Source organism: Paraburkholderia saeva, assembly GCF_907164555.1.
Taxonomy (GTDB): Bacteria; Pseudomonadota; Gammaproteobacteria; order Burkholderiales; family Burkholderiaceae; genus Paraburkholderia; species Paraburkholderia saeva.
In genome coordinates, this window is the sequence record NZ_CAJQZC010000008.1 from 190,063 (window position 1) to 215,103 (window position 25,041).

The window sequence follows — 25,041 nt, forward strand, 5'->3', positions numbered from 1 at the left end:
CGAGTGCAAGCGGTACGCTACCGGCGCTCGACAGTGCGGCCTGTTATCTCCTGACAGCACCGCGAAACCCTTCGGAAGGGTAGCCGCATTACCTGATCGTGCAAATGAGCTGCGAGCGCCATCTACCTGTCCGGTCCATGGCCTGCGCATCCTTTATTTGCCTTTTTTTAATTACGTTTTATGGCGAATTCCATCGTGCCCGAATAGATGAGCGGCGCGCGTGGGGTTCAGCTATTCATCAAACGTTTTTTAGGCGTTTTCCGGAGAGTTTTATGTCGAACAGTCTGCAAAAATGGGTGGGTCGTAACAGGCCGCCGCGCGTTCAGATTACGTACGACGTCGAGGTGGGCGACGCGGTTGAAAAACGCGAGCTGCCGATGGTGGTCGGTCTGCTTGCGGATCTGTCCGGGCAGCCATCTGCGCCGTTGCCGAAGCTGAAAGAGCGCCGCTTCGTCGAGATCGATCGCGATAACTTCGACGAAATCATGGGCAAGATCCGCCCGCGCCTCGACCTCTCGGTGCCGGACACGATGAAGGGCGAAGGCAACCTCAAGATCGAACTGAACTTCGACCAGTTCTCGGATTTTCATCCGGAAAGCCTGGTGCGCCAGGTGCCGCGTCTTGCGAAGCTGCTTGAAGCGCGTCAGCAATTGCGCGATCTGCTCGGCAAGCTGGACGGAAACGATGAGCTGGATTCGATCCTCGAGCGCATCGTCAAGGACGCCGACGAGCTGAAAAAGGTGCAAAGCCAGGCGAACGCCGGCCACGCGCAGCCGCAATCACAGCCGGCACAGCAGCCGCAGCAGTCAGAGCAGGAAGAAGCCGCATCCGAGTGATCCGGCGTATCGCCGCTCCTGCCGCAAACGCAACCGCACACACTTTCCACCAGGGTGATCAGAATGGCAACGAAGCCTGCCGCGAATAGCGCGGCCACCGAATCGACCACGGGTACTGTCGTCACGACGCACAGCGAATTGAGCCTTCTCGAACGTATCGTTGAAGAAGGGAACATGGCGATCGAGCCGTCGCAGCGCGGCTACGCGAAGCAGCTCATCGGCCAGCTCGCCTCGCAGGTGCTCGATGAAGGCATGCGCACGAGCCCCGACAAGAGCCTCGTTGCGACGATCAACGAACGCGTCGCGGAGATCGACCGTCTGCTGTCGGACCAGCTGAACGCAATCATGCACGATCCGGCTTTCCAGACGCTCGAAGCATCGTGGACGGGCCTGCACGACATGGTATATGGCACTGAGACAGGCCAGAACCTGAAGCTGCGCCTGCTCAACGTGACGAAAAAAGAACTGCTGAAGGATCTCGAATCGGCGGTGGATCACGACATGAGCGTGCTCTTCAAGAAGGTCTACGAGGAAGAGTACGGAACGTTCGGTGGCTACCCGTATTCGCTGCTGATCGGCGACTACGCGTTCGGCCGTCACCCGCAGGACATCGCATTGCTCGAACGTATCTCGAAGGTGGCGGCGGCCGCGCATGCGCCGTTCATCGCATCGGCCGCGCCGAGCCTCTTTGACATCAAGTCGTTCACCGAACTGGGCGTGACGCGCGACCTGTCGAAGGTATTCGAAAGCGCCGAGCTGACGACGTGGCGCAGCTTCCGTGAAGCGGAAGATTCGCGCTACGTGTCGCTGGTCCTGCCGTCATACGCGGCGCGCCTGCCGTACGGCGCGAACACGCAGCCGGTCGAAAACTTCAACTTCGAAGAAGACGTCGACGGCACCGATCACGGCAAGTATCTGTGGGCGAACTCCGCGTACCAGCTCGGCCTGCGCATCACGAACTCGTTCGCGATGTATAGCTGGTCGACGGCGATCCGTGGCGTCGAGGGCGGCGGCAAGGTCGACGGCCTCGTCGCGCACACGTACCGCACCGACGAAGGCGACGTCGCGCTGAAGTGCCCGACGGAGGTGACGATCACCGACCGCCGCGAAAAGGAACTGAACGACCTCGGCTTCATCGCGATCGTGAATTCGAAGGGCTCCAACTCGGCGACGTTCTTCGGCAGCCAGACGGCCAACAAGCCGAAGCTCTTCAACAAGGATGCAGCCAACGCGAACGCGCAACTGTCGGCGCGCCTGCCATACGTGCTCGCGGCGTCGCGCTTTGCGCACTACCTGAAGGTGATGATGCGCGACAAGGTGGGCAGCTTCCAGACACGCGGTCAGGTCGAAAACTACCTGAACAACTGGATTGCCGACTACGTGCTGATCAATCCGGCGGCATCGCAAGCCTCCAAGGCGCGCTTTCCGCTGAGCGAAGCACGCGTGGACGTGACCGAAGTGCCGGGCAAGCCGGGTGCGTACCGCGCAACCTGTTTCCTGAAGCCGCACTTCCAGATGGAAGAACTGACGGCTTCGCTTCGGCTCGTCGCCGAACTGCCTGCGGCTGCGGCCTGACGCCCGCCGTTTGCCCCTTATAACCGAAGCACTGAGGTACGGAATTCATGGATACGATCATTCTTGACATCAAGGACGTCAAAGGCAATTCGACTATCAAGGGATACGAGGACAAGATTATCCTGACGAGTTTTGCGCTAGGCATCACGCTGTCGATCGGCGTTGATTCGGCGAATACGGAGCGGACCATGGGCCGCCCGAATTTCTCCGAGTTCAGTTTCTCCAAGTACAGCGACCAGTCGACAACCGCGCTGTATTCGGCGTGCGCGCAAGGCACCAAGCTTGGCGACGCCACATTGCTGATTGGCCGCAACGAAAACGGCGAGTTCATGCTGCAGATGAAGTACGTGATGAAAAACGCGATGATCTCGATGATCAACTCGTCGGGCGGCGGTGAAATGCAGGATGCCTTTTCGATTCATTTCACCGGTGTCACGGCGGAATATACGCAGCAGAACGTGGATTCATCGAAGAAGGGCACCACGTCGTTTGGCTGGGACCTGGCGAAGAACGAAGCGATTTCATCCTGAAGACGGCACGTGTAGCAGGCCGGGCAACGAAAGCGTAGCGGGGAGTTCTGCGTCATGCTGGCAATCATCAACGGTTCACCGATGCCTCTGTTCGAGCGCCTCGTTGCCGGCGACGCTGCGCCTTCGCATGAGCAGTGGCTGGAAGGCGACGCGCTGCGCGAATCCGTTGCCCGCGAACTGGGGCGGCTCCTCGGCACGCGCTCGCGTCTGGCATTCGATGCGTTCGCAACCAGCGAAGGCACGGTGATCGACTATGGCGTGCCCGATTTCTCGGCGCGCTCGCTTCAATCAGGCGGTGATCGCGACGCGATCGCCGCCGCCATCCAGCACGCAATTACGCTGTTCGAGCCGAGGCTCGCGAACGTGACGGTTCGCTTCGCAGGGAACGCCGCGCAGTCAGCGCAGCCCGCCATGTTGGTAAGCGGTGATCTGCGTATGGCGACGGGGCTCGCACGCGTGGCGTTCGAACTCTCGGCGGCGGGCGAGCCATCGGCCGATCTGCACGGGACGGACCATGACTGACACCGCGTCCGACGACATCCTGCATTACTACAAACGCGAACTGTCGTACCTGCGCACGCAGGGCGCGGAGTTCGCGCAGCGTTATCCGAAGGTGGCTTCACGCCTTGCGCTGCATGGCGCCGAATCGCCGGATCCGCACACGGAACGGCTGATCGAGGCAACGGCGTTTCTCGCCGCGCGCGTGCATCGCGATCTGGATCAGACCTTCCCGCAAGTTGCCTCCCTGCTGCTCGACAACGTGTGTCCGTCGCTCGTGCAGCCTGTGCCCGCGATGACCGTCGTGCAGTTCGATCTCGACCCGGCGCAAGGCAAGGTGACAGCGGGCTTTCGGGTGCCGCGGCATACGGGTCTTCAGGCGCGCATGGAAAGCGGCGAAGTCTGCCGGTTTCGCACGGCGTGGGACGCCACGTTGTGGCCCGTCGCGATCACGCGCGCGCGTTTCGCGGACGACACGACGCTGGCCCTCACGCTCGAATGCAAGGACGGCGTGGACTTTTCCGAACTCGAACTGACGACATTGCGCATCCATTTGCATGGCGACTGGATGGTGACGATGCCGCTCTACGAGCTGCTGGTGGTCGGCGTGGACGGTGTATCGGTGAAGCCGCTGGACGCGCCCGCATGCACGCTGCCGGCTTCGGCCTGGCGCGAGGTGGGTTGCGGCGAGGACGACAACGTGCTGCCGCGTCCGCCGAACGCGCAGCCGGCTTACGGTTTGATGCAGGAGTATTTTGCGTTTCCGCGCAAGTTTCACTTCTTCGATCTGACGCTGCCGCGCGGCAGCCTCGGCCGCGCACGCAGCTGCGAAATCATGCTGCATCTGAAGCGTGCGCAGCGCGGCTCCGGCATGCTGAAAGCCAGTCATTTCGCGCTCGGCTGCACGCCGGCCATCAATCTTTTTTTGCAGACGACCGAACCTGTAGTGCTCGATCGCCGCCACTACGAACACCGGCTGGTGGCGGACCAGCGGCGTGAAGCGATGACGGAGATTCACTCGATCAGTTCGGTGACGCTGTCCGATCCTTCCGCCGACCGCGCGTTTATCGTACCGCCGTTTTCCGCCGCTGGCGATGCGGCGTCGGAAGACATGGGCATGTTCTGGTCGGCGCGCCGCGAGCGCAGCATGCGCGCGAACCTGTCGGGCACCGACATGTATCTGAGCCTCGTGGAGACGGGCGACGTGTCCAGCCGCCTGGCCCAGCCGGTGGTCTATGCGCAGGTGCTGTGCACGAACCGGCGACTCGCGGAGCAGGTGCCGGTCGGCGCGCGGATCAGCGTCGAGCATGTGTCGAACACGGCCAACGTTCGGTGCCTATACGAACCGACGGTGCAGCGTACGCCGCCGCTCGACGGCGAGTCGCTTTGGCAGCTCGTGTCGCTTCTGACGCTCAATCACGGCGCGCTCGTCAGCGGCGCGACCGGGCGTGCGCAGGTACAGCAGATGTTGCGCCTCTTCGCTTCGGGCAGCGCCCGCGAACAGGATCAGATCGGCGGCCTGAAGAGCGTTCAGGCGCGCAGTGTCACCGCGTATGTCGGCAGCGACGCGTGGCGTGGTTACTGTCGCGGCACTGAAGTCTCCGTCGAGTTCGACGCGGACGCCTTCGTCGGTGGCTCGCCGCTGCTGATGGGCGCCGTCCTCGCGCGCTTCTTCGCCCTCTATACGACGGTCAATTCCTTTGTGCGGCTGGTGGTGCGCCGTGGAGACGAGACATGGAAGCAATGGGAGCCAATGACGGGCTACCAGTCGCTGCTTTGATCGCCACGCTCATCGCGCGCCCTCACAGCTTCGACCTGTTCCAGGCGATCAGTCTGCTCGAACGCGCGGTGCCGGGCGCGCAGCCGCTCGGCCACGGCAACGGCGCGGGCGAAGCCGTGCGGCTGTCCGGTTTCGTGACGATGGCATTCCAGGGCGCGGACGTCCGTTCGGTGCAGGCGCGAAGCGCAGCGGCGGATGGCGAAGCCGATGCAGAGGCCCGTGCATACACGCTCTCGACGCCGGCCTTCACGCTCGCAGGCGCGAATGGCCCGCTGCCGATCGCCTACACCGAGATGCTGCTGGCGAGTCGCGCCGCGCGCGACCATGCAATGGCGGATCTGCTCGACATTTTCAACCACCGGTTTCTGTCGTTTTTGCATCGCGGCCGCAGAAAGCATGCGCCGGGACTGCACGTCGAGGCGCCCCGAACCAGCGCGTCTTCGATATGTCTCGATGCGCTCAGTAACCTTGGTTTGCGCAGCGGCACCCGCGGCCCGCACGGCGCGCAACTCTGGACGCGCCACGCAGGCGTGCTCGGCGGCGCACCGCGTTCGATGGCGGGGCTGTTGATGATGCTGTCCGAGCGCCTCGGTTTGAAAGCGCGTGGCGTGCAGTTCACCGGCGCCTGGCGCGAGCTGGACGAAGCGGACACGGCGCGCCTCACGGGCCGCGGCATGCACGCACCGACACGCCTTGGCGGCATGCACGCGGTGGGGCGGCGCACGTGGGATCAGGCCGCGGGTATCCAGATCCAGTTCGACGACCTGCCGCTCGCGCGGATTGCAGGCCTGTTGCCCGGCGGTCGCGATCATGAGCTTGCGGCCTGGCTTGTCCACAGCTACGTGCAGCAGGACATCGACGTGCAGATCGTACTGAACGTGAAACGCGACGCGTCCTCGCCGCATGGCGCCGCGGTGGGCGGCGGTAAAGGGACTGCGGCGCGGCTGGGCTGGACTTCCTGGCTTGCGGGCGCGCGCCGGCCCGAGCCCGTGCGATTCGCGCTGCGCGTGGCATCTCCCGCAGCGGCACCGGCCGCGCGTGCCGCCACCCGGCAGACCTCCTGACGTCGAGACCTATGGACATCGATATTCGAACCTTGCTGGGCAGACTTAATCCTGAATGCCGGCGCGCGATGGAGCAGGCCGCACAGCTTTGCGTGCGGCAAACCCATTACAACGTCGACGTCGAGCATCTGCTGCTGCAGTTGCTGGAATCGAATGCGCCGGATCTGCAGGCGATTCTCGCGCATTTCGATGTCGCGAGAGAGGTGCTTGCATCGCAGTTGCAAACGGCGATCGATCAGTTCAAGCGCGGCAACGGTCGCACGCCCGCGCTTTCGCCGAACTTCTCGCAGCTCTTCCAGGAAGCCTGGTTGCTCAGCTCGATGCTGCTCGGCGAACAGCAGGTCCGCTCGGGCACACTGGTGCTCGCGCTGCTCGAAGTCGAGGCGCTGCGTGGCCTGTTGCTGGAGTCGGCCCCTGCATTGCTGAAGATTCCACGCGCGGCGCTGCGCGACGCATTGCCGACGCTGCTCGTCGACACCGCTGAAGCCGGCGCGCGCGAACCGGCCGCGACGTCCGGCACCGCAGCATCGTCACGCGCAGTACCGGCCATGCCGGGCGCGGCGCCTGTGGCGGGTGCACGGAGTTCGGCGCTCGAACAGTACACGGTCGACCTGACGGCGCTGGCGCGCGAAGGCGCGATCGATCCCATCCGTGGGCGAGACAGCGAAATCCGTCAACTGATCGACGTGCTGCTGCGGCGTCGCCAGAACAATCCGATTCTGACCGGCGAGGCGGGCGTCGGCAAAACGGCGGTCGTCGAAGGCTTCGCGCAGCGCGTCGTGAGTGGCGAGGTGCCGCCGGCACTCTTGAATGTGTCGGTGCGTTCGCTCGATCTGGCGTTGCTGCAGGCGGGTGCCGGCGTGAAGGGCGAATTCGAGAACCGGCTGAAATCGGTGATTGCCGAAGTGGCGGCGTCGCCCACCCCCGTGATCCTCTTCATCGACGAGGCGCACCAGCTGATCGGTGCAGGCGGTAGCGAAGGGCAGGGCGACGCGGCGAATCTGCTGAAGCCGGCGCTCGCGCGCGGCGAACTGCGCACGATTGCCGCGACCACGTGGGCCGAATACAAGAAGTACATCGAACGCGATCCGGCGCTCGCGCGGCGCTTCCAGGTCGTGAAGGTCGAAGAGCCTTCGGAAGCGGTCGCCGTCGATATGTTGCGCGGCATGGTGCAAAAGCTCGAACAGCATCACGGTGTCGAGATTCTCGACGACGCGGTGCGTGACGCGGTCAAGCTGTCGCATCGGTACATCAGCGGGCGGCAGTTGCCGGACAAGGCCATCAGCGTGCTCGACACGGCCTGCGCGCGCGTCGCGGTGGCGCAGAACGGCATGCCGGAAGAAATCGAAGCGTTGGAGCGCACGATCGACGGCGCCACGCATCAGTTGCGCATCCTGCGTCACGAAGCGGCGACCGGCATCGAGCGCGCCGATGCGATTGCGGCGACCAGCCGCCAGCTCGACGATGCGCGTACCCGCCATCAGCGTCTGACTGAAAAACTGGTCACCGAGAAACGCGCGGTTGGCGAAATCATCGCGTGGCGCGGCCGGATCGCGCGCTTTCTCGACAACGCGGACAGCATCGGCGAAGACGAGGACGGCGAATCGCTCGGCGCGAATCTCGCGCGGCTGGAAAAAGGCCTCGAAGCCGTGCAGAACGATGAGCCAATGGTGCCGGTGTGCGTGAGTTCGGCGGTGGTTGCCAATGTGATCGCAGGCTGGACCGGCATTCCGGTTGGCCGCATGCTGGCCGATGAACTGCACACGGTGCTGTATCTGCAGGAAAAGCTCGCGGAGCGCGTGGTCGGTCAGGACGAAGCACTCGATGCCATCGCGCGCCGCATTCGCACGTTCCGCGCGGACCTCGACGATCCGGGCAAGCCGGTTGGCGTGTTCCTGCTGGTTGGGCCGAGCGGCGTGGGTAAAACTGAAACCGCCTGCGCGCTCGCCGATCTGCTGTATGGCGGTGAGCGCAACATGATCACCGTGAACATGTCGGAGTTTCAGGAGGCGCACAGCGTCTCGGGGCTGAAGGGAGCGCCGCCCGGGTATGTCGGCTACGGACGCGGCGGCACGTTGACCGAAGCCGTGCGCCGTCGCCCGTATAGCGTCGTGCTGCTCGACGAGATGGAAAAGGCGCATCCCGATGTGCTGGAACTGTTCTTCCAGGTGTTCGACAAGGGCGTGATGGAAGACGGCGAAGGCGTGCCGATCGACTTCCGCAATACGGTGATCCTGCTTACGTCGAATGCGGCGCAGGACGTGATCACCGAGGCGAGCCAGGGCGGACGGCGGCCGCCGCCGGCCGAACTGGTGGAGCGGCTGCGTCCGGCGCTGCTCGCACGTTTCAGTCCGGCTTTTCTTGGCCGTCTGACGCTCGTGCCTTACTACCATCTGGGCGACGCGCAGATCGTCTCGATCGTCGAACTCAAGCTGGCGCGGCTGGCCGAACGCTTCGAGCGCAATCATCATGCACGTCTCACGTGGGACGACGCACTCGCGCAAGCGATCGCGCAGCGCTGCACCGAGGTCGATAGCGGTGCGCGCAATGTCGATCACATTCTGACGCAATCGGTGCTGCCGGAACTGGCACGCCAGATTCTCGAACGCATTTCGATGGAGTCCGCGTTCGGCGGAGTGCATCTCTCGCTCGACGCGTCCGGCAACGTCGGTTTCCACTTCCTGTCGACGGACGAGGTCTGAGCCGATGTATTCCAGCGCCAGCCAGACGGGATGTCTCGCATCGATCAGCACGCCGCTCGGCACGGACGTGCTGCTGCTGGACGGCTTCGCCGGGCGCGAGGCGATCTCCGAGCTGTTCCGCTTCCAGTTGCGCATGCGCTCGTTCGACATGGCGCTCGATGCGTCGGTGCTGGTGGGCAGGAAAGTCACGGTGACGCTGCAGCAACCCACCGGCCCGCAACGCTGGTTCAACGGCATCGTCACGCGTTTCGTGAATGCGGGAGCCGACCTGAAGTACGGCTACTACACGGCGGAAATGGCACCTTCGCTGATGCTGCTGACACTCGGCCGGAACCGGGCGATCTATCAGAATCTGAGCGCGCTCGCGATCATCGAACAGATTCTTGGCGCGTTCAGCATCGCCTATGAGCTTCGGCTGTCGGGTGCGGCCTTCCCGGTGCGCGAATACTGCGTGCAATTCGACGAAAGCCCGTTTTCGTTCATCTCGCGGCTGATGGAGGAAGAAGGGATGTTCTACTTCTTCACCTTCGCCGACGGCGTGCACACGATGGTGCTGGCGGACGCCCCGTCGGCGCATCAAACGGGCGCGGCGGAAAGCGCGACGCTGCATGTCAGCACAGGCGCAATGAGCAATGCCGCGGTGCAAGCCGTCAGCCGCCTCGAACTCGTTCAGGGACTGGGCGCGTCCGCGCAGGTGTTCGCAGACTACGACTATCTGACGGCGCAAACCTCCAGCGCCGCAGCGAACAGCGCGGCGGCGGCCTCCGCGGGCGAGCAGTATGTCTATCCAGGCAAATACGCCGACGCGGCCGACGCAACCCGCAAGGCCGCGATACGTGCGGCCGCGCAATCCGTCGATCAGCAGACGGGCACGGGCAGCAGCGTCTGCTACAGCCTCGCTGCGGGCACGACGTTCACGCTCGCGGGTCATTCCAGCGCCGCGCTGAACGTGATGTACGTCGTGCGTTCCGTGACGCACTCCGCGTCGAATGGTGCATACAGCAACGAATTCGAGGTCTTTCCGCAGACGGTGCCGTTCCGTGCGCCGTTCGTGACGCCGCGGCCGGTGGTGGCCGGCACGCACACGGCGACCGTGGTCGGTTCATCCGGCGAGGAAATCTGGACCGACGCCTACGGCCGCGTGAAGGTGAAGTTTCACTGGGACCGCTCCGCCACGGCCGACCAGAACAGTTCGTGCTGGGTGCGGGTGGTGCAGTCGTCCGCTGGACAGGGCTGGGGGCATCTCTTTCTGCCGCGCGTCGGACACGAGGTCGTGGTGAGCTATGTCGACGGCGATCCGGACCGGCCGCTCGTCACCGGCAGCGTCTACAACCTGCAGTCGACCTTGCCCGTCGCACTGCCCGGCCTGCAGACGCAGAGCGTCATGCGTTCGCGCACGTCGAAGGAAGGCACCGCGGGCAACGAAATGCGGATGGAAGACAAGTCGGGCTCGGAGGAGCTGTATTTCCACGCGCAGAAAGACATGACCGTCGAGATCGAAAACGCGCTTGCGACGACGGTGAAAGCGGGCGCCGAAACCCACGTGCTGCAAAAGGGCGATCGCACGGTCGACGTGCAGGCGGGCAACGAAACGCACAACGTAAAGGGCACGCGCGCGCTCGACGTAACCGGCGACGAAACGCATACGAATCACGCAGCGTTCACGCAGAGCGTGACGGGCAACTATCAGTTGAAGGTGAGCGGCGATCTGGTGATCGATGTCAGCGGATCGGTCACGATCAAGTCGGGCGCGGCGCTGCTGAATCAGGCCGGCACGTCGCTCGACAACAAGGCGGGCACGACGCTCACGAACAAGGCAGGCGCCACGCTGACCAACGACGCGCCTGAGGTCCAGCAGAAAGCCAGTGCGGCGCATACGGTGCAAAGCGGCGGCATCCTCGAGCTGAAAGGCTCGCTCATCAAGCTCAACTAGAACGACGATGAACGCCGCCCCCTCTCTCGCCCATTCCGGGTCACCCGCCAGCGCGATGCGCATCGTCGATGTGCACGACAACGCGGGGCGTCTCGTCACCCGGATGTCGTTTGCCGGCGACGTGCAGCACGGCGAGATGGTGCGCTATGGGACCGACGGCACGGTGTTGATGAACGCCATGTTCGCGCTTGGCGTGCTGTCCGGGCCGTTGCGTGCATTCGATGCGTCCGGTGCGCCGATTCTCGAATCGCACTACGTGGATGGCAAGCTGCACGGCCTCGTCACCCAGTGGCAAAAAGGCGCGATCGCGAGCCGCCAGCACTACGCGCTGGGACAACTGCACGGCGAGAGCCTGACCTACGCGCCAGGCGGCCTCGCTACGTCGCGCGTGAACTATGTGAAGGGCGTGCCCGACGGCGAAGCGCTCTTCATGCACGACGGTGTGGTGGTGCGTCGTGCGCGGTACAGGCTGGGTGTGCTCGAAGGCGAAACGCTCGACTACGCCGAAGACGGCGCGCTGTCGCAGGTTTCGCCCTATCGCGCGGATCTGCTGCATGGAACCGCGCGCCGCTACGCGGCGGATGGCCAGGTGATGCAGGAACGCCGCTATGTGCAGGGCAAGCCGCAGGGCGCGTGGCGCTCTCTCCTCGCTAACAGCGATGTCGCGGACGCACCGCGTCTGACGCAGCGCATCGAGCGCTGGGTGAGGGGGTAGGCCATGGGCATCCAGATTACCGCCGGCAGCGCTCTGCAATGCAGCTTTGGCGCCGCGCCTGGGGTGCTGTCGGTGCTGCCCGTGAATCGCGTGACGGGTCTCGCACCGCTTGCCTGCGTCATGGACCACGCCCCGATCGTGAACGTCGCGCCGTTCGGCATGTGCAACTGCATGGGTAACCCGCAGGTCGCCGCCGCGACGGCCGCCGCGCTGGGCGTCCTCACGCCAATGCCGTGCGTTCCGATGACATCCGCGCCGTGGGCGCCGGGCTCGCCCACGGTATTGATTGGCAGCCAGCCGGCGTTGCAGAACACGTCGAAGCTGATGTGCGCGTGGGGCGGCGTGATCCAGATCGTGATGCCCGCGCAGGTCGACACAATGGTTCCCTAAGGAAAGACACACGATGCAATACGCTTTTTCAATGACCTCGCGCATGGTGACGATTGCCGTTACCTGTGCCGTGCTGTTATGCGCACTCCTCTTCCTGCTGGGCGTCGAGATCGGCGTGCGCTTCGCCGCGCCGGGTGTATCCGCAGAGCCGGCGGTCAATGTTGCCGCTCCAATGGCCACGACGACGGCGGTCGCGCCTGCGCCCGCACAGACCCAGCAGACAGGTACGAGCGACGTCGCGTCGCTTCCCGCTTCTTCTTCGACGAACTGAGACCGGCCGCCCCATGTCGTTTGCGAAATTCATTTCAGCTGTTGCCTCACACTGCCGGCGACGTGTCGCCGCAGTCCTTCGAACGCACGTCGCGATGGCTTGCGCGACAGGCCTGGCGCTCGTCGTCGCGAGCGCCGGCGCGCCCGCGCTCGCCGCGGACGCCGCACCTCCGGCACCTGCCGCGCGCGTCCCTGCGGCCGTACCTGCGCCCGCGGCCGTATCTGCACCCGCGCCGGTCCTGACATCGACGGGCCTCGTGCAGATGCCCGACGGTCGCCTGCTCGCGCCGGCGTTCGCGCGCATCGTCAACCGGGGCGAACTGGTGGTCGCGGTGCTGGGCGTCGACCAGCCGCCGTTCTTCGAACAGCACGACGGAGAGCTCGTCGGCCTTGACATCGACCTCGCGAAGGAACTCGCCCACAAACTCAACGTGAAAGTGCGGTTCAACCGTGACGCGAAGACGTTCGACGGCGTCGTTGGCCTGCTCGCCAAAGGCCAGGCCGACCTCGCGGTCAGCAAACTGTCGCGCACGTTGCCGCGCACCGAAATCATCAGCTTCAGCGAGCCCTATCTGCGGCTCAATCGCGCGCTGCTGCTCAATCGCGTGAAGTTCGCGCAGCTCGCGCATGGCCGCCCCGTACCCGAAGTGATCCGCGCCTACGACGGCACGCTCGGCGTGGTGGAAAAGTCGTCATACGCGGAATACGCATTGAGCAACTTTCCGCACGCGAAACTGATGAGTTACCCGACATGGGAAGCGGTACTCAAGGCGTTGAACGACGGCGACATCACCGCCGCGTTTCGCGACGAGTTCGAGGTCAAACGCGTGCTAAAAAGCGATCCGACCGCGTCGCTGCGCCTGCGCGTGGTGACGCTGAAAGACCTTGAGGACACGCTGGCCGTCGCTGTCAATATCACCGAGCCGGCGCTGCTCGCATTCGTCAACCAGTTCCTTGCGGATCGCGCGAAGCGGCTTGATGTCGCCGCCGTTCTGCAGGCACCCAGTTACTGATCTCGCCAACCGGATCCGGCACATGACACTCAATTCCAGCAAGATCTACGCTCTGGTGCTCAACCCGTGGATCGTGATCGGCAGCCTCGTGCTGGGCGGCGCGGCGGGCCTGCTCTTTCCCGGCGAATCGCAGCGCCTCGTCGTGCTGAGCGATATCTACGTCGATCTGCTGAAGATGACGACGCTGCCGTTCATGATCTCGGCGGTCATCTTCAGTCTGCAGCGGCTGTTTCGTGACGGCGGCGCTTCGCGCCTGCTATTGCGCGTGGTGACGGTGTTCGCGGGCGCATCGGCGATCGTCGCGGTGGTCGGCGCGATTGTGCTGCTGCTGCTCGATCCGGGCGCGAACCTGTCGAGCAGCACGATGCACACGTTCGGCGTGATGGTGGGCGGAGACGCAACCTCCAGCGACACGGTGATGAGCCTGTACGGCACCGACATCCCGCCGAAGTCGCTCAGCTTCACGGATGTCCTGACGAGCCTTGTGCCGACCAACATTTTCGCGGCGCTCGCCAACGGCGACGCACTCAAGGCGCTGGTGTTCGCGCTGCTGTTCGGCCTCGCCGTGGGCCGTGTGCCGGAGCGTATTTCGGTCGGCCTGAGCCAGTCGCTGGAGACGGTCTATCACGCCTGCCAGAAACTGATGCACTGGCTGAGCTATCCGCTGCCGCTGATTCTCTTTTGCATGAGCGCTGCGCAACTCGGCAAGTCGGGCGTCGGGCCGCTGCACGCGATGCTGCAGTTCGTCATCGCCTTCTTCGTGACGGCAGTGCTGCTACTGGTACTGGCGGTCGTCGTGATCTGGAAACGCTCGAACCAGCGGCTGGGCGTGACGCTCGACGCACTGCGCGCGCCGTTCGCGCTCGCGCTGGCCACGCGCAACAGCGCGGCGTGCATGCCGAGCATGATCGAAACGCTCGTCGACGGGCTCGGCTTTGCCCGCTCGCGGGTCGAGTTGCTGGTACCGCTCGCCGTGTCGCTATTGCGCGTCGGACCGATGGTGTACTACGTCTGCGCCACGCTTTTCATCGCCCAGCTCTACGGTCATACGCTTGGCGTGGTCGAGGTTTGCACGGTGCTGCTCGCTTCCGTGCTGGCCGGTTTTGCCTCGGCGGGCATGACCGGCCTCGTGACTGTCTCGCTGATCGGCATGACCTGCGCGTATCTGCAGTTGCCGTTCGAGGCGGCCTTTATTCTTTTCCTCGCGGTCGATCCTGTCTGCGACATGTTGCGCACGTTGATCCTCGTGATCGGCAATGCGGCGGCCGTGTCGATGATCTGCCCGCGGCCCCTGAAGATCTAGGCGCGCGTCATGACAATGATCGGCGTACTTGGGGGGATGGGGCCGCTTGCCACGGTCGACTTCATGGCGAAGGTGATCAGCCTCACCTGCGCCGAAAGCGACCAGCAGCACGTGCCGATGATGGTGGCGAATCTGCCGCAGATTCCGGACCGCTCGCGCTCGATCCTGAACGGCGACGAAGCGCCTCTGCCTTATCTGCTGAAGGGAATCGACCTGCTCAACGGTAACGAGGTGGGCTTGATCGCGATCCCATGCAATTCTTCGCATCACTGGTACGCGCAGATGTGCGCGCGCAGCGCGGCGCCCGTCCTTCACATCGCGCAGACCTGTGTGGACGCCGTGCCGGCTGGTATCTCGCGCGCGGCGGTGCTGGCGACGCGCGGCGCGCTCGCGTCCGGGTTTTATCAGCAGGCGCTCGCTGCGCGCGATATCGAACCTGTCGTACCCGACGATGCGACGCAACTCGGGCTCGACGCCTGTATTCGCGATATCAAGGCAGGGCGGCTTGCCGAAGGTTCGGCCGCGCTCGCGGACGTGCTTGACGCGCTGGCCGGTAGCGGCGTGCAGGCGGCGATCATGGGCTGCACCGAAATTCCGGTGGCCGCGCAGCAACTCGGCGAGACGCGCTTCACGCTGATCGACAGTACGCTCGAACTTGCCCGCGCGACGGTCGCGTATGCGACCGAACGCGGCTGGAACAGGTTCTGATGAACGCGCTCAAAAAACTCTCCAACAGCGCGCCGGGGCTTCTGTTATGCCTCGTCGCCGGTGGCGTGACCGGCGCGGTTTCCGAAGCGCCATCGACGCTCGCGTGGGTCGTCGGGCAGCTTTATCTCGCGGTGGTGAATATGGCGGCGGTGCCGTTGCTGGTCGTCGCCACGTTTTTCGGCTTGCGTCAGGTGCTCGCGTTGCCGCGTCCGGCCGTGCGCGCCGGCACGATCCTCGCGGTCGCCGTGGTGCTGGTCGCGCTGGGCGCGGCGGGCGGCACGATGCTGGGATTGCTCGCCGCGCCGGGTGCGCAACTGTCGCATGAAGCGCGAACCCAGCTTGGCACGCTGGTGCTCGAGAGCACGGGCAGCGGCGGTGAAGTGCCGATGACACTGTTCGCCAGCAGTGCTGCCGAGGCATTGCCGTCACGCATCGGCTTTGCGTTAAGCGACGTCGTGCCGGACAACTTCTACCGCGTGCTCGCGCAAGGCCATACGCTTGGCATCCTGACCGGCACGATCCTCTTCGGCATGGCGTTCGCGGCGCTCTCGCGCGAACAGACGGGCATGCTGACCAACGTGTTCGAGGGCATCTACCGCGCGCTCGAACACGTAATCGAGTACGCGAACCTGCTGATCCCCGTGCTCGCGTTTGGCACGGCTGCGCATCTGACGATGCACACACAGCGTGCGACCGTTTTCGCCATGGGCAGCTTTCTGCTCGACTTCATCGGGCTGGCGCTGGTGCTGTGCGTGGTGGCGATTGCCGTCATGGCCAGGATCGCGCGTCTGCCGTTCCTGCGCGTACTGGCCGACCTGAAGGCGCCGCTGCTCGTGGGACTGACCTCGGGCAGCGCGACCGCGCCGATCCCGCATACGCTCGAGGCGATGAGCGTGCGGCTCGGTTTCTCGCGCGGTGTAGTGGAGCTCGTCGTGCCGCTCGGCTCCGTGTTCGTGCGGGCGGGTTCCGCGCTGTATTTCGCGCTGGCGACCGTATTTGTCGCGAACCTGTACGACCGGCCGATCGGGCCCGCCGACATCGTGCTCATCGCCGTGGGCTCGACCGTCGCCGCGATTCTTTCGTCGGGCCAGAACGGGCTTGGCACGGTCGGCTATGCGGCGATTGTGCTGTCCGCACTGCAATTGCCGGTGGAAGCGGCGGGCGCGCTTTTTATCGCGATCGATCTGATCTGTGACGGCCCGCGCAATGTGCTGAGTCTCGTCTCGACCTGCGCGGTGGTCGCGCTGGTGTCGGCGGGTTTGCCGTCTGAGCGCGTCGCGCCAGTGGATGCAATGTCGCCCGATCCGCACGGCGCCGTGCTGAAGTTTTCGTTTTCACGCGTGCAACTGGCGCTGGCCGTGGGCTGCGCGCTGATGGCCGCGTCGCTCATCGTGTTGATGGGTGTCGGCGTGGGGGCGAGATGAAACGGCTCCCGCTCCCCGGATCCCCATGTTTTAACGCCGCTACGCGGGCCAGTGGATGGAGAGACTTTCTATGAATAGTGCGTACACGTTGCGCAGGACGGCCGCCTGCCTGCTCGTGATGATCGCTGCCTGCGCGCTGGCCGGTTGCGCGGTGCCGTCGTTCCTGAGCTTCAAGGGCGACAAGGTGAAGTGGAAACAGGTGACGCTGATCGCCAGCGACGACGTCAACGGTAACAGCCCCGTCGCGGTCGACGTCGTGCTCGTGACCGACGATGCGCTCGTCGACCGTATCACCGCGTTGCCCGCGTCGAAGTGGTTCGACGGCCGGGCGGACCTCGCTGCATCGTTCCCGAAGGGGCTGCGCTATCAAAGCTGGGAGCTGGTGCCGGGGCAACGTCTCGATGTGTCCGGCGAGACGTTCGACGGCGCGCGGGTGGCGGGCGCCTTCGTCTTCGCCGGTTACCCGCAGGCGGGCGCTCATCGTGTGCGGATCCAGCAGTTCGGCGGCACGCTCGTCGTGCAGCTGGATAGCACAGCCTTTTCCGTCTCGGACACACAGTGAACATGCCGCGATGTGCTTTTTCCGCCGTCCGTTGTGCTTTATACGGCCACATGCGGCTGGCCTCGTGGCGAACGATCCGCGTCGCGTCTCACCCCCCGGGCCTCTCAGGTCCCTCAGGCTTTATCAGGACGATTTCCCATGCATGAAGCGATGAACGTCGTAGATCGTGTCGAGTGGCATGAAGGGCTGCTGCTCGCGCCACAACATTTCCAGTTGATGTCGGCGCGCTTCGATTCGCTCGTCGCATGGCAGACGCTCGCGGCTGCGCCGTTCAGCTGGGGTGTGCGCCGCCTCGTGCTCGACAACGGCCTGCTGCCCACCGGCCTCGTGCGCGTGCTCGAACTCGAAGCCATCATGCCGGACGGCACGGCGGTCGCTTACTCCGCTGAGGCGGATGGCCACGGTTCGCTCGAGCTTTCGCTGGCGCCGCTGGCGGAGCGGATCGCCGAAGGCGCGCTCGATCTGTATCTCGCGCTGCCCGTCGCCGGCACGATGCGCCGCGATGCGCAGGTCAGACGGTTCCGCTCGACGCGCGGCGCGCCCGTCGAGGACGAGGTGTCCGACGCACCGCCCGCCGATATCCCGCGGCAACTGCCGAATCTGACGCTGGTCGCGGGCGAGCGTCCTTCGGCGCTGCATGTGTCGATGTGCATCGGTTCGGTCTACAAGGACAACGAGGTCGTGCGGCTCGGCGAACGTCTACCGCCGCTACTCGAAGTGAGCCGCGACAACCCGTTGTGGACGAGTGTCGCTGCGCTCCTCGGCCAGTTGCGCGGCAAGGCCGCGTTCGTCGCGCGGCAGATGACCATTCCTTCGTCGAAGACCGACGACCGGTTGACCCAGCTGGAGTTGAAAGAGCGGCTGCGTTGTCTCCTGAGCGACCTGCCCTTCGTGGAAGCCGTGCTGCGCACGCCGCATCTGCATCCGTTGACGCTGTATCTCGCGCTGACGTCGCTGCTCGGCTCCTTGAGCATGCTCCGGCCAGGCGGCATGCCGCCCGTGCCGCAGGACTACGACCACGCCGATCCGCAGGCGATCTTCACGCCGCTGCTGCGCGCGCTGCGCGAGTCGGTCTCCGAAGTGAGCGAGAAATATCACGAGCACAAGTTCCTGTTCAGCCACGGCGCATTCGAAATCGGCCTGCAGACGGAATGGACGGGCGAGCGTCTGGTGATCGGTCTGCGCGGCCAGTCCGACCGCGATCTGCTTACGTGGATGGCGGGCGCGGTGATCGGCTCGCAGCCGGTTTATCCGTCGCTGCGCAGCCGGCGTGTGCTGGGCGCATCGCGGCGCGTCGTCGAACACGCGGACGATCTGGGCGTGCGCTCGGGAACCGGCTATCTGCTGTTCGAGATCGAAGCCGATCCTGCATTGATCCACGGTGACGAACTGCTGGTGATCGGTAATCCGAACGAGGGTGCGAATGCGCAGCGGCCACAGGAAATGCTGCTGTTCGTGAAAGGCGGGTCGCCGTCGTTGCCGTCGGCCGCCGGCAACGCGTAGCCACGACGACGCTGGATACACGGGCACCCACAGGTGACAGAACAGGTAACAGGACGCTGATAAAACGCATGGCACGCTACCGACCCGACAGTCAGGACGACGATCTCATCGCTACCCAGTTCCGCGCGTTCATCGGCGAACTGATGAGCGTGCAGACGCGTCTTGCCGAGGCACACGATACCGATCCCGAAGCCGCCGCGCAGGGGGTGCACCGGCATCTGCTGAATCTGCTTGAAATCCAGACGCTGCAGTCGCGCCGCGACAGCACACGCTTCGACATGGAGAACGTCGCGGACGCGCGCTATCTGAAGGCCGTACTCGCCGATGAAATCCTGTTGAACACGCCGTGGGCGGGGCGCTCGCACTGGAGCGCGTATCTACTCGAATCGACGCTCTTTCGCACGAACGTCGCGGGTGACCTCGTGTTCACGCGTATCGAGCAGCTGCTTTCGGATCGCGAGCCGTCACGTCGCAACCTCGCTCGGCTGTATCTGTTCGCGCTGGCGCTCGGTTTTCACGGCCGGTTTCGCGGCGTGGAGACCGACGCGCGCCTGCGCGGCTTTCGCGAGGAGCTGTACGAATTCGTCTACCAGCGCAGGCCGGATCCTGGCGGCCGCGATCGCGTGCTGGTCGACGCCGCCTATTCAAGCACGCTGTCGCACATCGCGCCGCGCAAGCTGCCGACGGTCACACGCTGGACCGTGATCTTCGTCCTCACCGCAGTGTCGCTCCTGGCGATCTCGGAGGTGCTGTGGCTATGGCAATCGTGGCCGGTGCGCGACGCGCTGCGCGCCGACACACTGGTGGGAGGCGCACCGTGATGCGAATCCTTCAGATGAAGCATGCGGGGAGACGTCGATGCTGACGAGCAATCTCTTCCTGTTATCGATCGGCGTGCTGACGCTGGTTGTCTGTGTCGTGCTGGGCGCGGTGCTTTACTTCGCCGCACATGGCGCGCGAACGAAGCCGGAGGGCGAGCGCAAGATCGTGCGTCTGCGCTCGGATTCGCTGCGCACGGCGTTCCGTCAGGCGGTCGAACTGATCGAAGGCAATATCGCGTCGCGCGCGGAGCGCTACAACGTGCCGTGGATCATGGTGCTCAACGAAGGCGACGAACGCCAGCCGCTGCCGATCGCGCAATCCGGTGTGGCGAGCGCGCTGGGTGCCGATGCGTCGAGCGCGGCGTCGACGCAGGGCATCGCGTGGAATTTCTTCGACCGCGGCGTGGTGATCGACATCAAGGCCGCGTGGCTCGGCTCGCCCGACGACGACGGCGACGAAAAGCCGTGGGACGAATTCCTCGGCCTGTGCCGCAGCTATCGTCCGCAACGGCCATTCGACAGCGTCGTCGTGACCGTGCCGGCAGACATGCTGCTGGCCGGCGACACCGATGCGCAGCTCGAACTGGTGCGTCGCGCGAAACTTGCGCACCGCCGGCTGTGGCTCGCGCAAAACCGCTTCGCGGTGCGCTTCGCCGTCTACGTCGTGGTGACCGGTTGCGAGGCGCTGCCTGGATTTGCCGCGTTCGCGCGGGCGCTGCCCGAGTCGATGCGCTCGAGCATGCTGGGCTGGTCTTCGCCGTACGACCTGTCGACGACATATCAGCCTGACTGGATCGACACCGCGATGGCCTGCATGACAGGCGCGGTCTCCGATGCGACCGCTGAGCTGTTCGCGCTCGCGCCGGGCGATCAGGACGCACGCGCGTTTCTGATGCTGCCTTCGCGTATCGAGGGCCTGCGTGCGCAACTGCAACGCTATGTGGAAGAACTGCTGCGCCCGAGCGCATATCACGAGCCGTTCTTCTTCCGCGGTATCTATCTCACGGGCGACAGCAGCGAAATTGCGCAGGACGGCGTCGCGCTGACCGGCGACGCAGCTGGCGCAGGCGAAGGTCTCGATGCAGCCCTCGTGGCCGACGCCGACGGTCGTGGCGCGCTGGACGGGTCGACGCGTGACGCGTTGGTGCTGTACGAGGAGCGTGCGAATCGCGTCGAACCGCTCTTCGGCGCGGGTGGTGAGCGCGGCGACCGTCACGATCGCAACGATCGCAACGAAGCCGGCGACATGCTCAACGAGCTGATGCTCCAGCCGGCGTTTCTGCGCGACCTGTTCGAAAAGAAAATCTTCGCTGAATACGGGCTGACCCGGCCGTCGCGTTCGCAGCATCTGTCACGGCCAGTGGTGCACCGGGCGTTGCGCTGGGGCGGTATCGTGCTGCTCGGCGGCTGGGGTATCGGCCTCGTCGCGGCGAGCTGGCAACTGCACTACCGCAACGTCGAACTGGTGGCGGCGCTTGGCGAACTGCACAGCGTCGGGCAGCAGCGCGCGATGGCCGCGCAGCATACGCAGGATTTGTCGCCCGACTGGTACCGGCGCGAGGCGCTCTCGCTGATCGCGATGAACCAGCGGCTCGCGGCCGAGACCTCGTCGTCGTTCTTCATGCCGGGTTCGTGGAGCCTCTTCGACGATCTCGACCGGCGCGTGCGGGACCGCTTCGAGCAGGCGTTCGGCGATGTCGCGGTCACCGCGATCCAGCGCGAACTGCTTGCGCGCGTGAGCCAGCTGACGGGCGTCGGCCGCGATCCGTCCAGCGGCCAGCTGATTACCGGCGACGACTGCATCGCGCCGGAAGGCATGGACTCAGCCCAGCGACAGCCAGGCAGTCTTTCCGTCGACGACCTGCCCGAGCTGCGGGCGATGCAGCGCTACGTGGGTTCAATCGATCAGCTCGACGCGACCTTACGCGCGTTGCAGCAGCTGCAGCGGCCCGACCCCCGAAATGCCGAAGCGCTCCGGCTTGTGGTGCGCTACACGCTCGGCGCGGAACTGCAGGGCAACGTGTCGGGCAGCCTGCCGTTTTTCTATCGCGATCCCGACGGCGGCCGGAGCTACGCGGGCGACGCTACCACCCTGACCGGCACCGGTCTGGCGGTCCTGCAACAGCCGGTGCGCTGCACGTTCGAGAAGGGCACGCAGCGGCTCGATGACCGGCTCTTCAGGAACAATGCGCTGCTCGTCGCGGAACGCGCGGTGAAGGATCATCTCGGCAATCTGTCGCTCGCCGGTACGGCCGGTGGCGACGCCGGCCAGATGACGGCGGACTACCGTTCGATCGTCGCGGGAATCAACGCGCAGCAGGATCTGCTCGCCGCCGGCAAGGGCGCATGGATGCGGCGCGAACAGTTTTCGCCCGGTCCGGTATACGAGCGCCTGTTCGCGCAGGCCGCGCAAAACCGTCTGATCGGCGCCGAGATCGTCGCGCAGGATCGCGACCGGTCGGGCACCGCGTTCCAGGTGTTCAGAAGCGAACTGGTGCAGCGTTTCGGCGGCCCCGACAGCGGCGTGGTGTGGCTCGACAAGGACGGCCGCTACGCCCTTGCACCGGGGCGCGTTGCACTGCGCGACGGTCTGACGGCGCTCCTGAACCAGCCGTTCATGGCCGCACCGCGTGATCTTGCTTTGCCGGTTTTGCCGGAGGGCGCGGTGATCGTGTGGGACCGCGCGCAACTCGACAAGGCGTTGACGCTTGGCGACACGCGCAAGCGCTTCCTGGCGGAAGGGCTGACCGGCTTGCCCACGGCCGCTCAGCCCGCGATCGGGCAGGCGCTCGATATGCAGTTCGCGCGCCTTGCGACCGACGCCGTCGCTGCTGCGGCGACCGTGACACCCGTGCAGGGCGATCCGGACAGCGCAAGTTTCGACGCAGCGAATGCGCGTCTCGTCAGGATCAAGGCGATGCTGGCCGAGATGGGCGCGAACGCGCGCATCGAAGACCTCGACATGCTGGTCTCGCGCGACGCGCTCGCGCATCTGCGCGCGGTCGACGACGCGCTGACGCAGGCCGAGCTCTACGCAACGCGGCCCGCGGCGACGTCCGACGGCGTGCGGCCCCCGCGTTCGCTGCTGGTTGCCGCCTTTGGTGTGCCCGATGCGGCGGGGCTCGCGCCTTATCTCGCGCAGCAGTCCGCACGTGCGCTGGCGCTCGGGCACGAGGCATCGTTTTATCTGGCCGCGCTCGATGCAACGGATCTTGCGACGCCGCTTGCCCAGCGCTGGCAGGCCATCAATCGCGATCTGGAGCGATACCAGCTGAAAAACCCCAACAGCAGTCTGCTGAATCTCGAGCAGTTCGTGCAGACGGTAGCGGCCGAGCAGGGCGACGGCGGCTGCATGGAGAAGTTCGCCGCACGTCCTTCCGCGAGCGGCGGCGACGACTACTTCGCGCAGCGCCACGCGCAGCTCTACGACAAGCTGCTCGCGACCTGCAGCCGCGGCTACACATTCGACCTGCGCCAGCAATGGGGTGACTTTTCGACGGCATTCAACCGCTCGGTCGCCGGGCGTCAACCGTTCGGCGGCGCGATTCCCGTGCGCGAGGACGGCTCCGCCAGCGCCGACTTCGGCGAACTCGGCGGCGTGCTGAAACGCTACCAGGGCGTATCGGCCACGTTTGTCGCAGCGCGCGGTACGACTGGCGTACGCAGCAACGTGGCCGGGGTGCCGGTGCGTCAGTTCGTCGATAACTTCAACCACGTGCGCACGCTGCTCGCGCCGCTCTATCCGTCGGACGCCGGCGCACCGACCGGCTATGACGTCGGCGTAGAGTTCCGCGCGAGTCGCGACGGCGAGATCGCCGGCAATCAGGTGATCGACTGGACGTTGACGTTCGGCGCCCAGAGCGTGTCGATGCGTGATGCGCCTCATCCATTGCACTGGGACTACGGTATGCCCGTGGTGCTGACGCTGCGCTTCGCGAAGGACTCGCCGCTCGTCGCGCTTAACGATCCGCAGCAGCGCGCGCTGTCGACCGATGGCCGCACGCTGACGTGGCAGTTCAACGATCCGTGGGCGCTGATTACGGCGATTTCGCGCCAGCGTGTGGCGGATTCGAGCTTGCGCGCCGATGCCGCGTCGCAGTTACTGCGGCTTGAATTTCCGCTTGGCGCGGCGAACCCGACCGATGCGCCGTTGCTGCCCAAAGAGTCGCGAGGGCGGGTCTTTCTGCGCGTCACGCTGATGCCCGCCGGTCGCAAGACGCCATTGCCCTGGCCGCGCAGTTTCCCGACACGCGCGCCCGAATGGAGTGCCCTATGAACGCGATCCACACGACAGACCTGGCGCAGACGTTTCCGGTCGATCCCGATGCACTGCTCGCCGCCGTGCCCGGCGAAGATCCGGCCGGCCTCGCGTTGCGCTACGACCCGCTGTATCAGGCGATCCGCAACGCGCGCGAGGAAGACGACCACACGCTGCCGATGGGCGAATGGGAGCGGCCGCTCGTCAAGGCTGACTGGAAGCGCGTCGCTTCCCTGTGCAGCGACGCGTTTCAGCATCGCAGCAAGGACTTTCAGCTCGCTGCGTGGTTGTGCGAAGCGTGGACGCAGCTGCATGGTGTCGACGGTTTTCTCGCGGGCACGCGTCTGATGACGGCGCTGGCAGAGCGCTACTGGGACAGCGCGCATCCGCGAATCGAAGACGGCGATGTGGACCCGCGCTGCGCGCCGTTTGCGTGGACCAACGAAGTATTTCCGCAGGTGCTGTCGTTGCATGTGCCGTTGCTCATGATCGATGCGAACGAGCCCGAGACGATCAGTCTCGATCGCTGGGAGCGCAGCGCGGTCGCGCCCGCAGTGGAGGACGACGAGGGCGCAGCCGTCCTCACCCGTGAGCTGATTCTGAATGCGGCGGCGTTGCGGCCGGCGCGTACGGCGCTGGTTCATATGCACCGGCAGCTGGAGGCGGCGAGCGTGCAGTGGGCCGCGCTCGCCGCATCGGTCGATGCGCGTCTGGGCGACTCGGCCCCGAGTCTCGCGCGGGTGTCGGCGGCGCTCGAGCGCCTGCTGCGTGCGGTGACCGCTTTGCTCGGGCCGCAGGGTGTGCAGGGTATGGAGGCGTCAGGCGAGCCGCCCGCATCGCAGGTTGCCGCCTCCGGCGCGCTCATGCCGTTATCCGCGGCAGATGTCCCGATGGCAGCGCCAGATTCGCGGCTTGCGTGCGCGGAGACGGTCGCCTTTGACGCAACGATCGCGGGCCGCGATCACGCTTATCAGATGCTGGCCAGGATCGCCGACTATCTGGCGCAGCAGGAACCCCATAGCCCGACCCCGTATCTGCTCAAGCGTGCAGTGGTGTGGGGGCGTCTGCCGCTTCCCGAACTGATGCGCGAAGTCGCGCGTGAAGAAGGCGGTGTTAGCCGCTATCTGTCGATGCTTGGACTCGACTAACGGAGATC

At 65.2% G+C, this 25,041-nt stretch carries 20 protein-coding genes; all 20 read left to right on the forward strand.

Annotated features, from left to right (window positions below; all coding sequences use genetic code 11):
* The first annotated feature begins 272 nt into the window (after positions 1 to 272).
* The 20 genes from tssB to tssA all read left to right on the forward strand — a co-directional run bounded on the left by tssB (position 273) and on the right by tssA (position 25,033).
* On the forward strand, positions 273 to 836 hold the full coding sequence (gene tssB / locus LPA36_RS20940; RefSeq protein WP_228881155.1) for a type VI secretion system contractile sheath small subunit: 564 nt from the start codon (positions 273 to 275) through the stop codon (positions 834 to 836).
* 63 nt (positions 837 to 899) lie between these two features.
* Complete coding sequence (tssC, locus tag LPA36_RS20945) at positions 900 to 2,411, forward strand: type VI secretion system contractile sheath large subunit (protein ID WP_228880926.1); 1,512 nt, start codon at positions 900 to 902, stop codon at positions 2,409 to 2,411.
* Positions 2,412 to 2,458: 47 nt separating this feature from the next.
* Positions 2,459 to 2,941, forward strand: coding sequence for an Hcp family type VI secretion system effector (locus LPA36_RS20950; RefSeq protein WP_228880927.1), 483 nt, complete (start codon positions 2,459 to 2,461; stop codon positions 2,939 to 2,941).
* Between the two features lie 54 nt (positions 2,942 to 2,995).
* A complete protein-coding gene (gene tssE, locus LPA36_RS20955; protein ID WP_228880928.1) occupies positions 2,996 to 3,463 on the forward strand; it encodes a type VI secretion system baseplate subunit TssE in 468 nt (155 codons plus the stop codon).
* Entirely contained in the window at positions 3,456 to 5,219 is a 1,764-nt protein-coding gene (gene tssF, locus LPA36_RS20960) for a type VI secretion system baseplate subunit TssF (RefSeq protein WP_228880930.1), read from the forward strand. The genes tssE and tssF overlap by 8 nt, the downstream gene beginning before the upstream one ends.
* Positions 5,174 to 6,283: a type VI secretion system baseplate subunit TssG gene (tssG, locus tag LPA36_RS20965; RefSeq protein ID WP_228880932.1), complete on the forward strand. Its 1,110-nt coding sequence runs from the start codon at positions 5,174 to 5,176 to the stop codon at positions 6,281 to 6,283. The genes tssF and tssG overlap by 46 nt, the downstream gene beginning before the upstream one ends.
* A gap of 11 nt (positions 6,284 to 6,294) precedes the next feature.
* Positions 6,295 to 8,985 carry a type VI secretion system ATPase TssH gene (gene tssH, locus LPA36_RS20970; protein WP_228880934.1) on the forward strand — a complete coding sequence of 897 codons (2,691 nt, stop codon included), beginning with the start codon at positions 6,295 to 6,297 and terminating at the stop codon, positions 8,983 to 8,985.
* Between the two features lie 4 nt (positions 8,986 to 8,989).
* Positions 8,990 to 10,918: a type VI secretion system Vgr family protein gene (locus LPA36_RS20975; RefSeq protein WP_228880936.1), complete on the forward strand. Its 1,929-nt coding sequence runs from the start codon at positions 8,990 to 8,992 to the stop codon at positions 10,916 to 10,918.
* A 7-nt stretch (positions 10,919 to 10,925) separates the two neighbouring features.
* Positions 10,926 to 11,633, forward strand: coding sequence for a toxin-antitoxin system YwqK family antitoxin (locus tag LPA36_RS20980; protein WP_228880939.1), 708 nt, complete (start codon positions 10,926 to 10,928; stop codon positions 11,631 to 11,633).
* A 3-nt stretch (positions 11,634 to 11,636) separates the two neighbouring features.
* Positions 11,637 to 12,023: a DUF4280 domain-containing protein gene (locus LPA36_RS20985; protein ID WP_228880942.1), complete on the forward strand. Its 387-nt coding sequence runs from the start codon at positions 11,637 to 11,639 to the stop codon at positions 12,021 to 12,023.
* Between the two features lie 13 nt (positions 12,024 to 12,036).
* Positions 12,037 to 12,294 (forward strand): hypothetical protein, encoded by a 258-nt coding sequence (locus tag LPA36_RS20990; RefSeq protein ID WP_228880944.1) that lies wholly within the window; start codon positions 12,037 to 12,039, stop codon positions 12,292 to 12,294.
* A gap of 94 nt (positions 12,295 to 12,388) precedes the next feature.
* Positions 12,389 to 13,306, forward strand: coding sequence for a substrate-binding periplasmic protein (locus LPA36_RS20995; protein ID WP_228880946.1), 918 nt, complete (start codon positions 12,389 to 12,391; stop codon positions 13,304 to 13,306).
* Positions 13,307 to 13,328: 22 nt separating this feature from the next.
* Positions 13,329 to 14,609 carry a dicarboxylate/amino acid:cation symporter gene (locus LPA36_RS21000; protein ID WP_228880948.1) on the forward strand — a complete coding sequence of 427 codons (1,281 nt, stop codon included), beginning with the start codon at positions 13,329 to 13,331 and terminating at the stop codon, positions 14,607 to 14,609.
* Between the two features lie 9 nt (positions 14,610 to 14,618).
* Complete coding sequence (gene cuyB, locus LPA36_RS21005) at positions 14,619 to 15,317, forward strand: cysteate racemase (protein WP_228880950.1); 699 nt, start codon at positions 14,619 to 14,621, stop codon at positions 15,315 to 15,317.
* Complete coding sequence (locus LPA36_RS21010) at positions 15,317 to 16,741, forward strand: dicarboxylate/amino acid:cation symporter (RefSeq protein WP_228880953.1); 1,425 nt, start codon at positions 15,317 to 15,319, stop codon at positions 16,739 to 16,741. Before cuyB ends, LPA36_RS21010 begins: the two co-directional genes overlap by 1 nt.
* Positions 16,742 to 16,811: 70 nt before the next feature.
* Entirely contained in the window at positions 16,812 to 17,303 is a 492-nt protein-coding gene (locus LPA36_RS21015; RefSeq protein WP_228880955.1) for a hypothetical protein, read from the forward strand.
* A gap of 138 nt (positions 17,304 to 17,441) precedes the next feature.
* Positions 17,442 to 18,806: a type VI secretion system baseplate subunit TssK gene (gene tssK / locus LPA36_RS21020; protein WP_228880958.1), complete on the forward strand. Its 1,365-nt coding sequence runs from the start codon at positions 17,442 to 17,444 to the stop codon at positions 18,804 to 18,806.
* Between the two features lie 68 nt (positions 18,807 to 18,874).
* Positions 18,875 to 19,627, forward strand: coding sequence for a DotU family type IV/VI secretion system protein (locus LPA36_RS21025; protein WP_228880961.1), 753 nt, complete (start codon positions 18,875 to 18,877; stop codon positions 19,625 to 19,627).
* Between the two features lie 37 nt (positions 19,628 to 19,664).
* Positions 19,665 to 23,903 carry a type VI secretion system protein gene (locus LPA36_RS21030; RefSeq protein WP_228880963.1) on the forward strand — a complete coding sequence of 1,413 codons (4,239 nt, stop codon included), beginning with the start codon at positions 19,665 to 19,667 and terminating at the stop codon, positions 23,901 to 23,903.
* Positions 23,900 to 25,033, forward strand: a complete 1,134-nt coding sequence (tssA, locus tag LPA36_RS21035; protein ID WP_228880964.1) for a type VI secretion system protein TssA — start codon at positions 23,900 to 23,902, stop codon at positions 25,031 to 25,033. The genes LPA36_RS21030 and tssA overlap by 4 nt, the downstream gene beginning before the upstream one ends.
* Positions 25,034 to 25,041: the final 8 nt, after the last annotated feature.

What these genes read in the sequence shown, in the direction of transcription:
- LPA36_RS20975 (WP_228880936.1), top strand. Translation starts at nt 8,990, where the DNA reads ATGTATTCCAGCGCCAGCCAGACGGGATGTCTCGCATCGATCAGCACG.
- tssF (WP_228880930.1), top strand. Translation starts at nt 3,456, where the DNA reads ATGACTGACACCGCGTCCGACGACATCCTGCATTACTACAAACGCGAA.
- LPA36_RS20985 (WP_228880942.1), top strand. Translation starts at nt 11,637, where the DNA reads ATGGGCATCCAGATTACCGCCGGCAGCGCTCTGCAATGCAGCTTTGGC.
- tssH (WP_228880934.1), top strand. Translation starts at nt 6,295, where the DNA reads ATGGACATCGATATTCGAACCTTGCTGGGCAGACTTAATCCTGAATGC.
- tssB (WP_228881155.1), top strand. Translation starts at nt 273, where the DNA reads ATGTCGAACAGTCTGCAAAAATGGGTGGGTCGTAACAGGCCGCCGCGC.
- tssA (WP_228880964.1), top strand. Translation starts at nt 23,900, where the DNA reads ATGAACGCGATCCACACGACAGACCTGGCGCAGACGTTTCCGGTCGAT.
- cuyB (WP_228880950.1), top strand. Translation starts at nt 14,619, where the DNA reads ATGACAATGATCGGCGTACTTGGGGGGATGGGGCCGCTTGCCACGGTC.
- tssG (WP_228880932.1), top strand. Translation starts at nt 5,174, where the DNA reads ATGGAAGCAATGGGAGCCAATGACGGGCTACCAGTCGCTGCTTTGATC.
- LPA36_RS20995 (WP_228880946.1), top strand. Translation starts at nt 12,389, where the DNA reads ATGGCTTGCGCGACAGGCCTGGCGCTCGTCGTCGCGAGCGCCGGCGCG.
- tssK (WP_228880958.1), top strand. Translation starts at nt 17,442, where the DNA reads ATGCATGAAGCGATGAACGTCGTAGATCGTGTCGAGTGGCATGAAGGG.
- LPA36_RS21025 (WP_228880961.1), top strand. Translation starts at nt 18,875, where the DNA reads ATGGCACGCTACCGACCCGACAGTCAGGACGACGATCTCATCGCTACC.
- LPA36_RS21015 (WP_228880955.1), top strand. Translation starts at nt 16,812, where the DNA reads ATGAATAGTGCGTACACGTTGCGCAGGACGGCCGCCTGCCTGCTCGTG.
- LPA36_RS20990 (WP_228880944.1), top strand. Translation starts at nt 12,037, where the DNA reads ATGCAATACGCTTTTTCAATGACCTCGCGCATGGTGACGATTGCCGTT.
- tssC (WP_228880926.1), top strand. Translation starts at nt 900, where the DNA reads ATGGCAACGAAGCCTGCCGCGAATAGCGCGGCCACCGAATCGACCACG.
- LPA36_RS20950 (WP_228880927.1), top strand. Translation starts at nt 2,459, where the DNA reads ATGGATACGATCATTCTTGACATCAAGGACGTCAAAGGCAATTCGACT.
- LPA36_RS21000 (WP_228880948.1), top strand. Translation starts at nt 13,329, where the DNA reads ATGACACTCAATTCCAGCAAGATCTACGCTCTGGTGCTCAACCCGTGG.
- LPA36_RS21010 (WP_228880953.1), top strand. Translation starts at nt 15,317, where the DNA reads ATGAACGCGCTCAAAAAACTCTCCAACAGCGCGCCGGGGCTTCTGTTA.
- tssE (WP_228880928.1), top strand. Translation starts at nt 2,996, where the DNA reads ATGCTGGCAATCATCAACGGTTCACCGATGCCTCTGTTCGAGCGCCTC.
- LPA36_RS21030 (WP_228880963.1), top strand. Translation starts at nt 19,665, where the DNA reads ATGCTGACGAGCAATCTCTTCCTGTTATCGATCGGCGTGCTGACGCTG.
- LPA36_RS20980 (WP_228880939.1), top strand. Translation starts at nt 10,926, where the DNA reads ATGAACGCCGCCCCCTCTCTCGCCCATTCCGGGTCACCCGCCAGCGCG.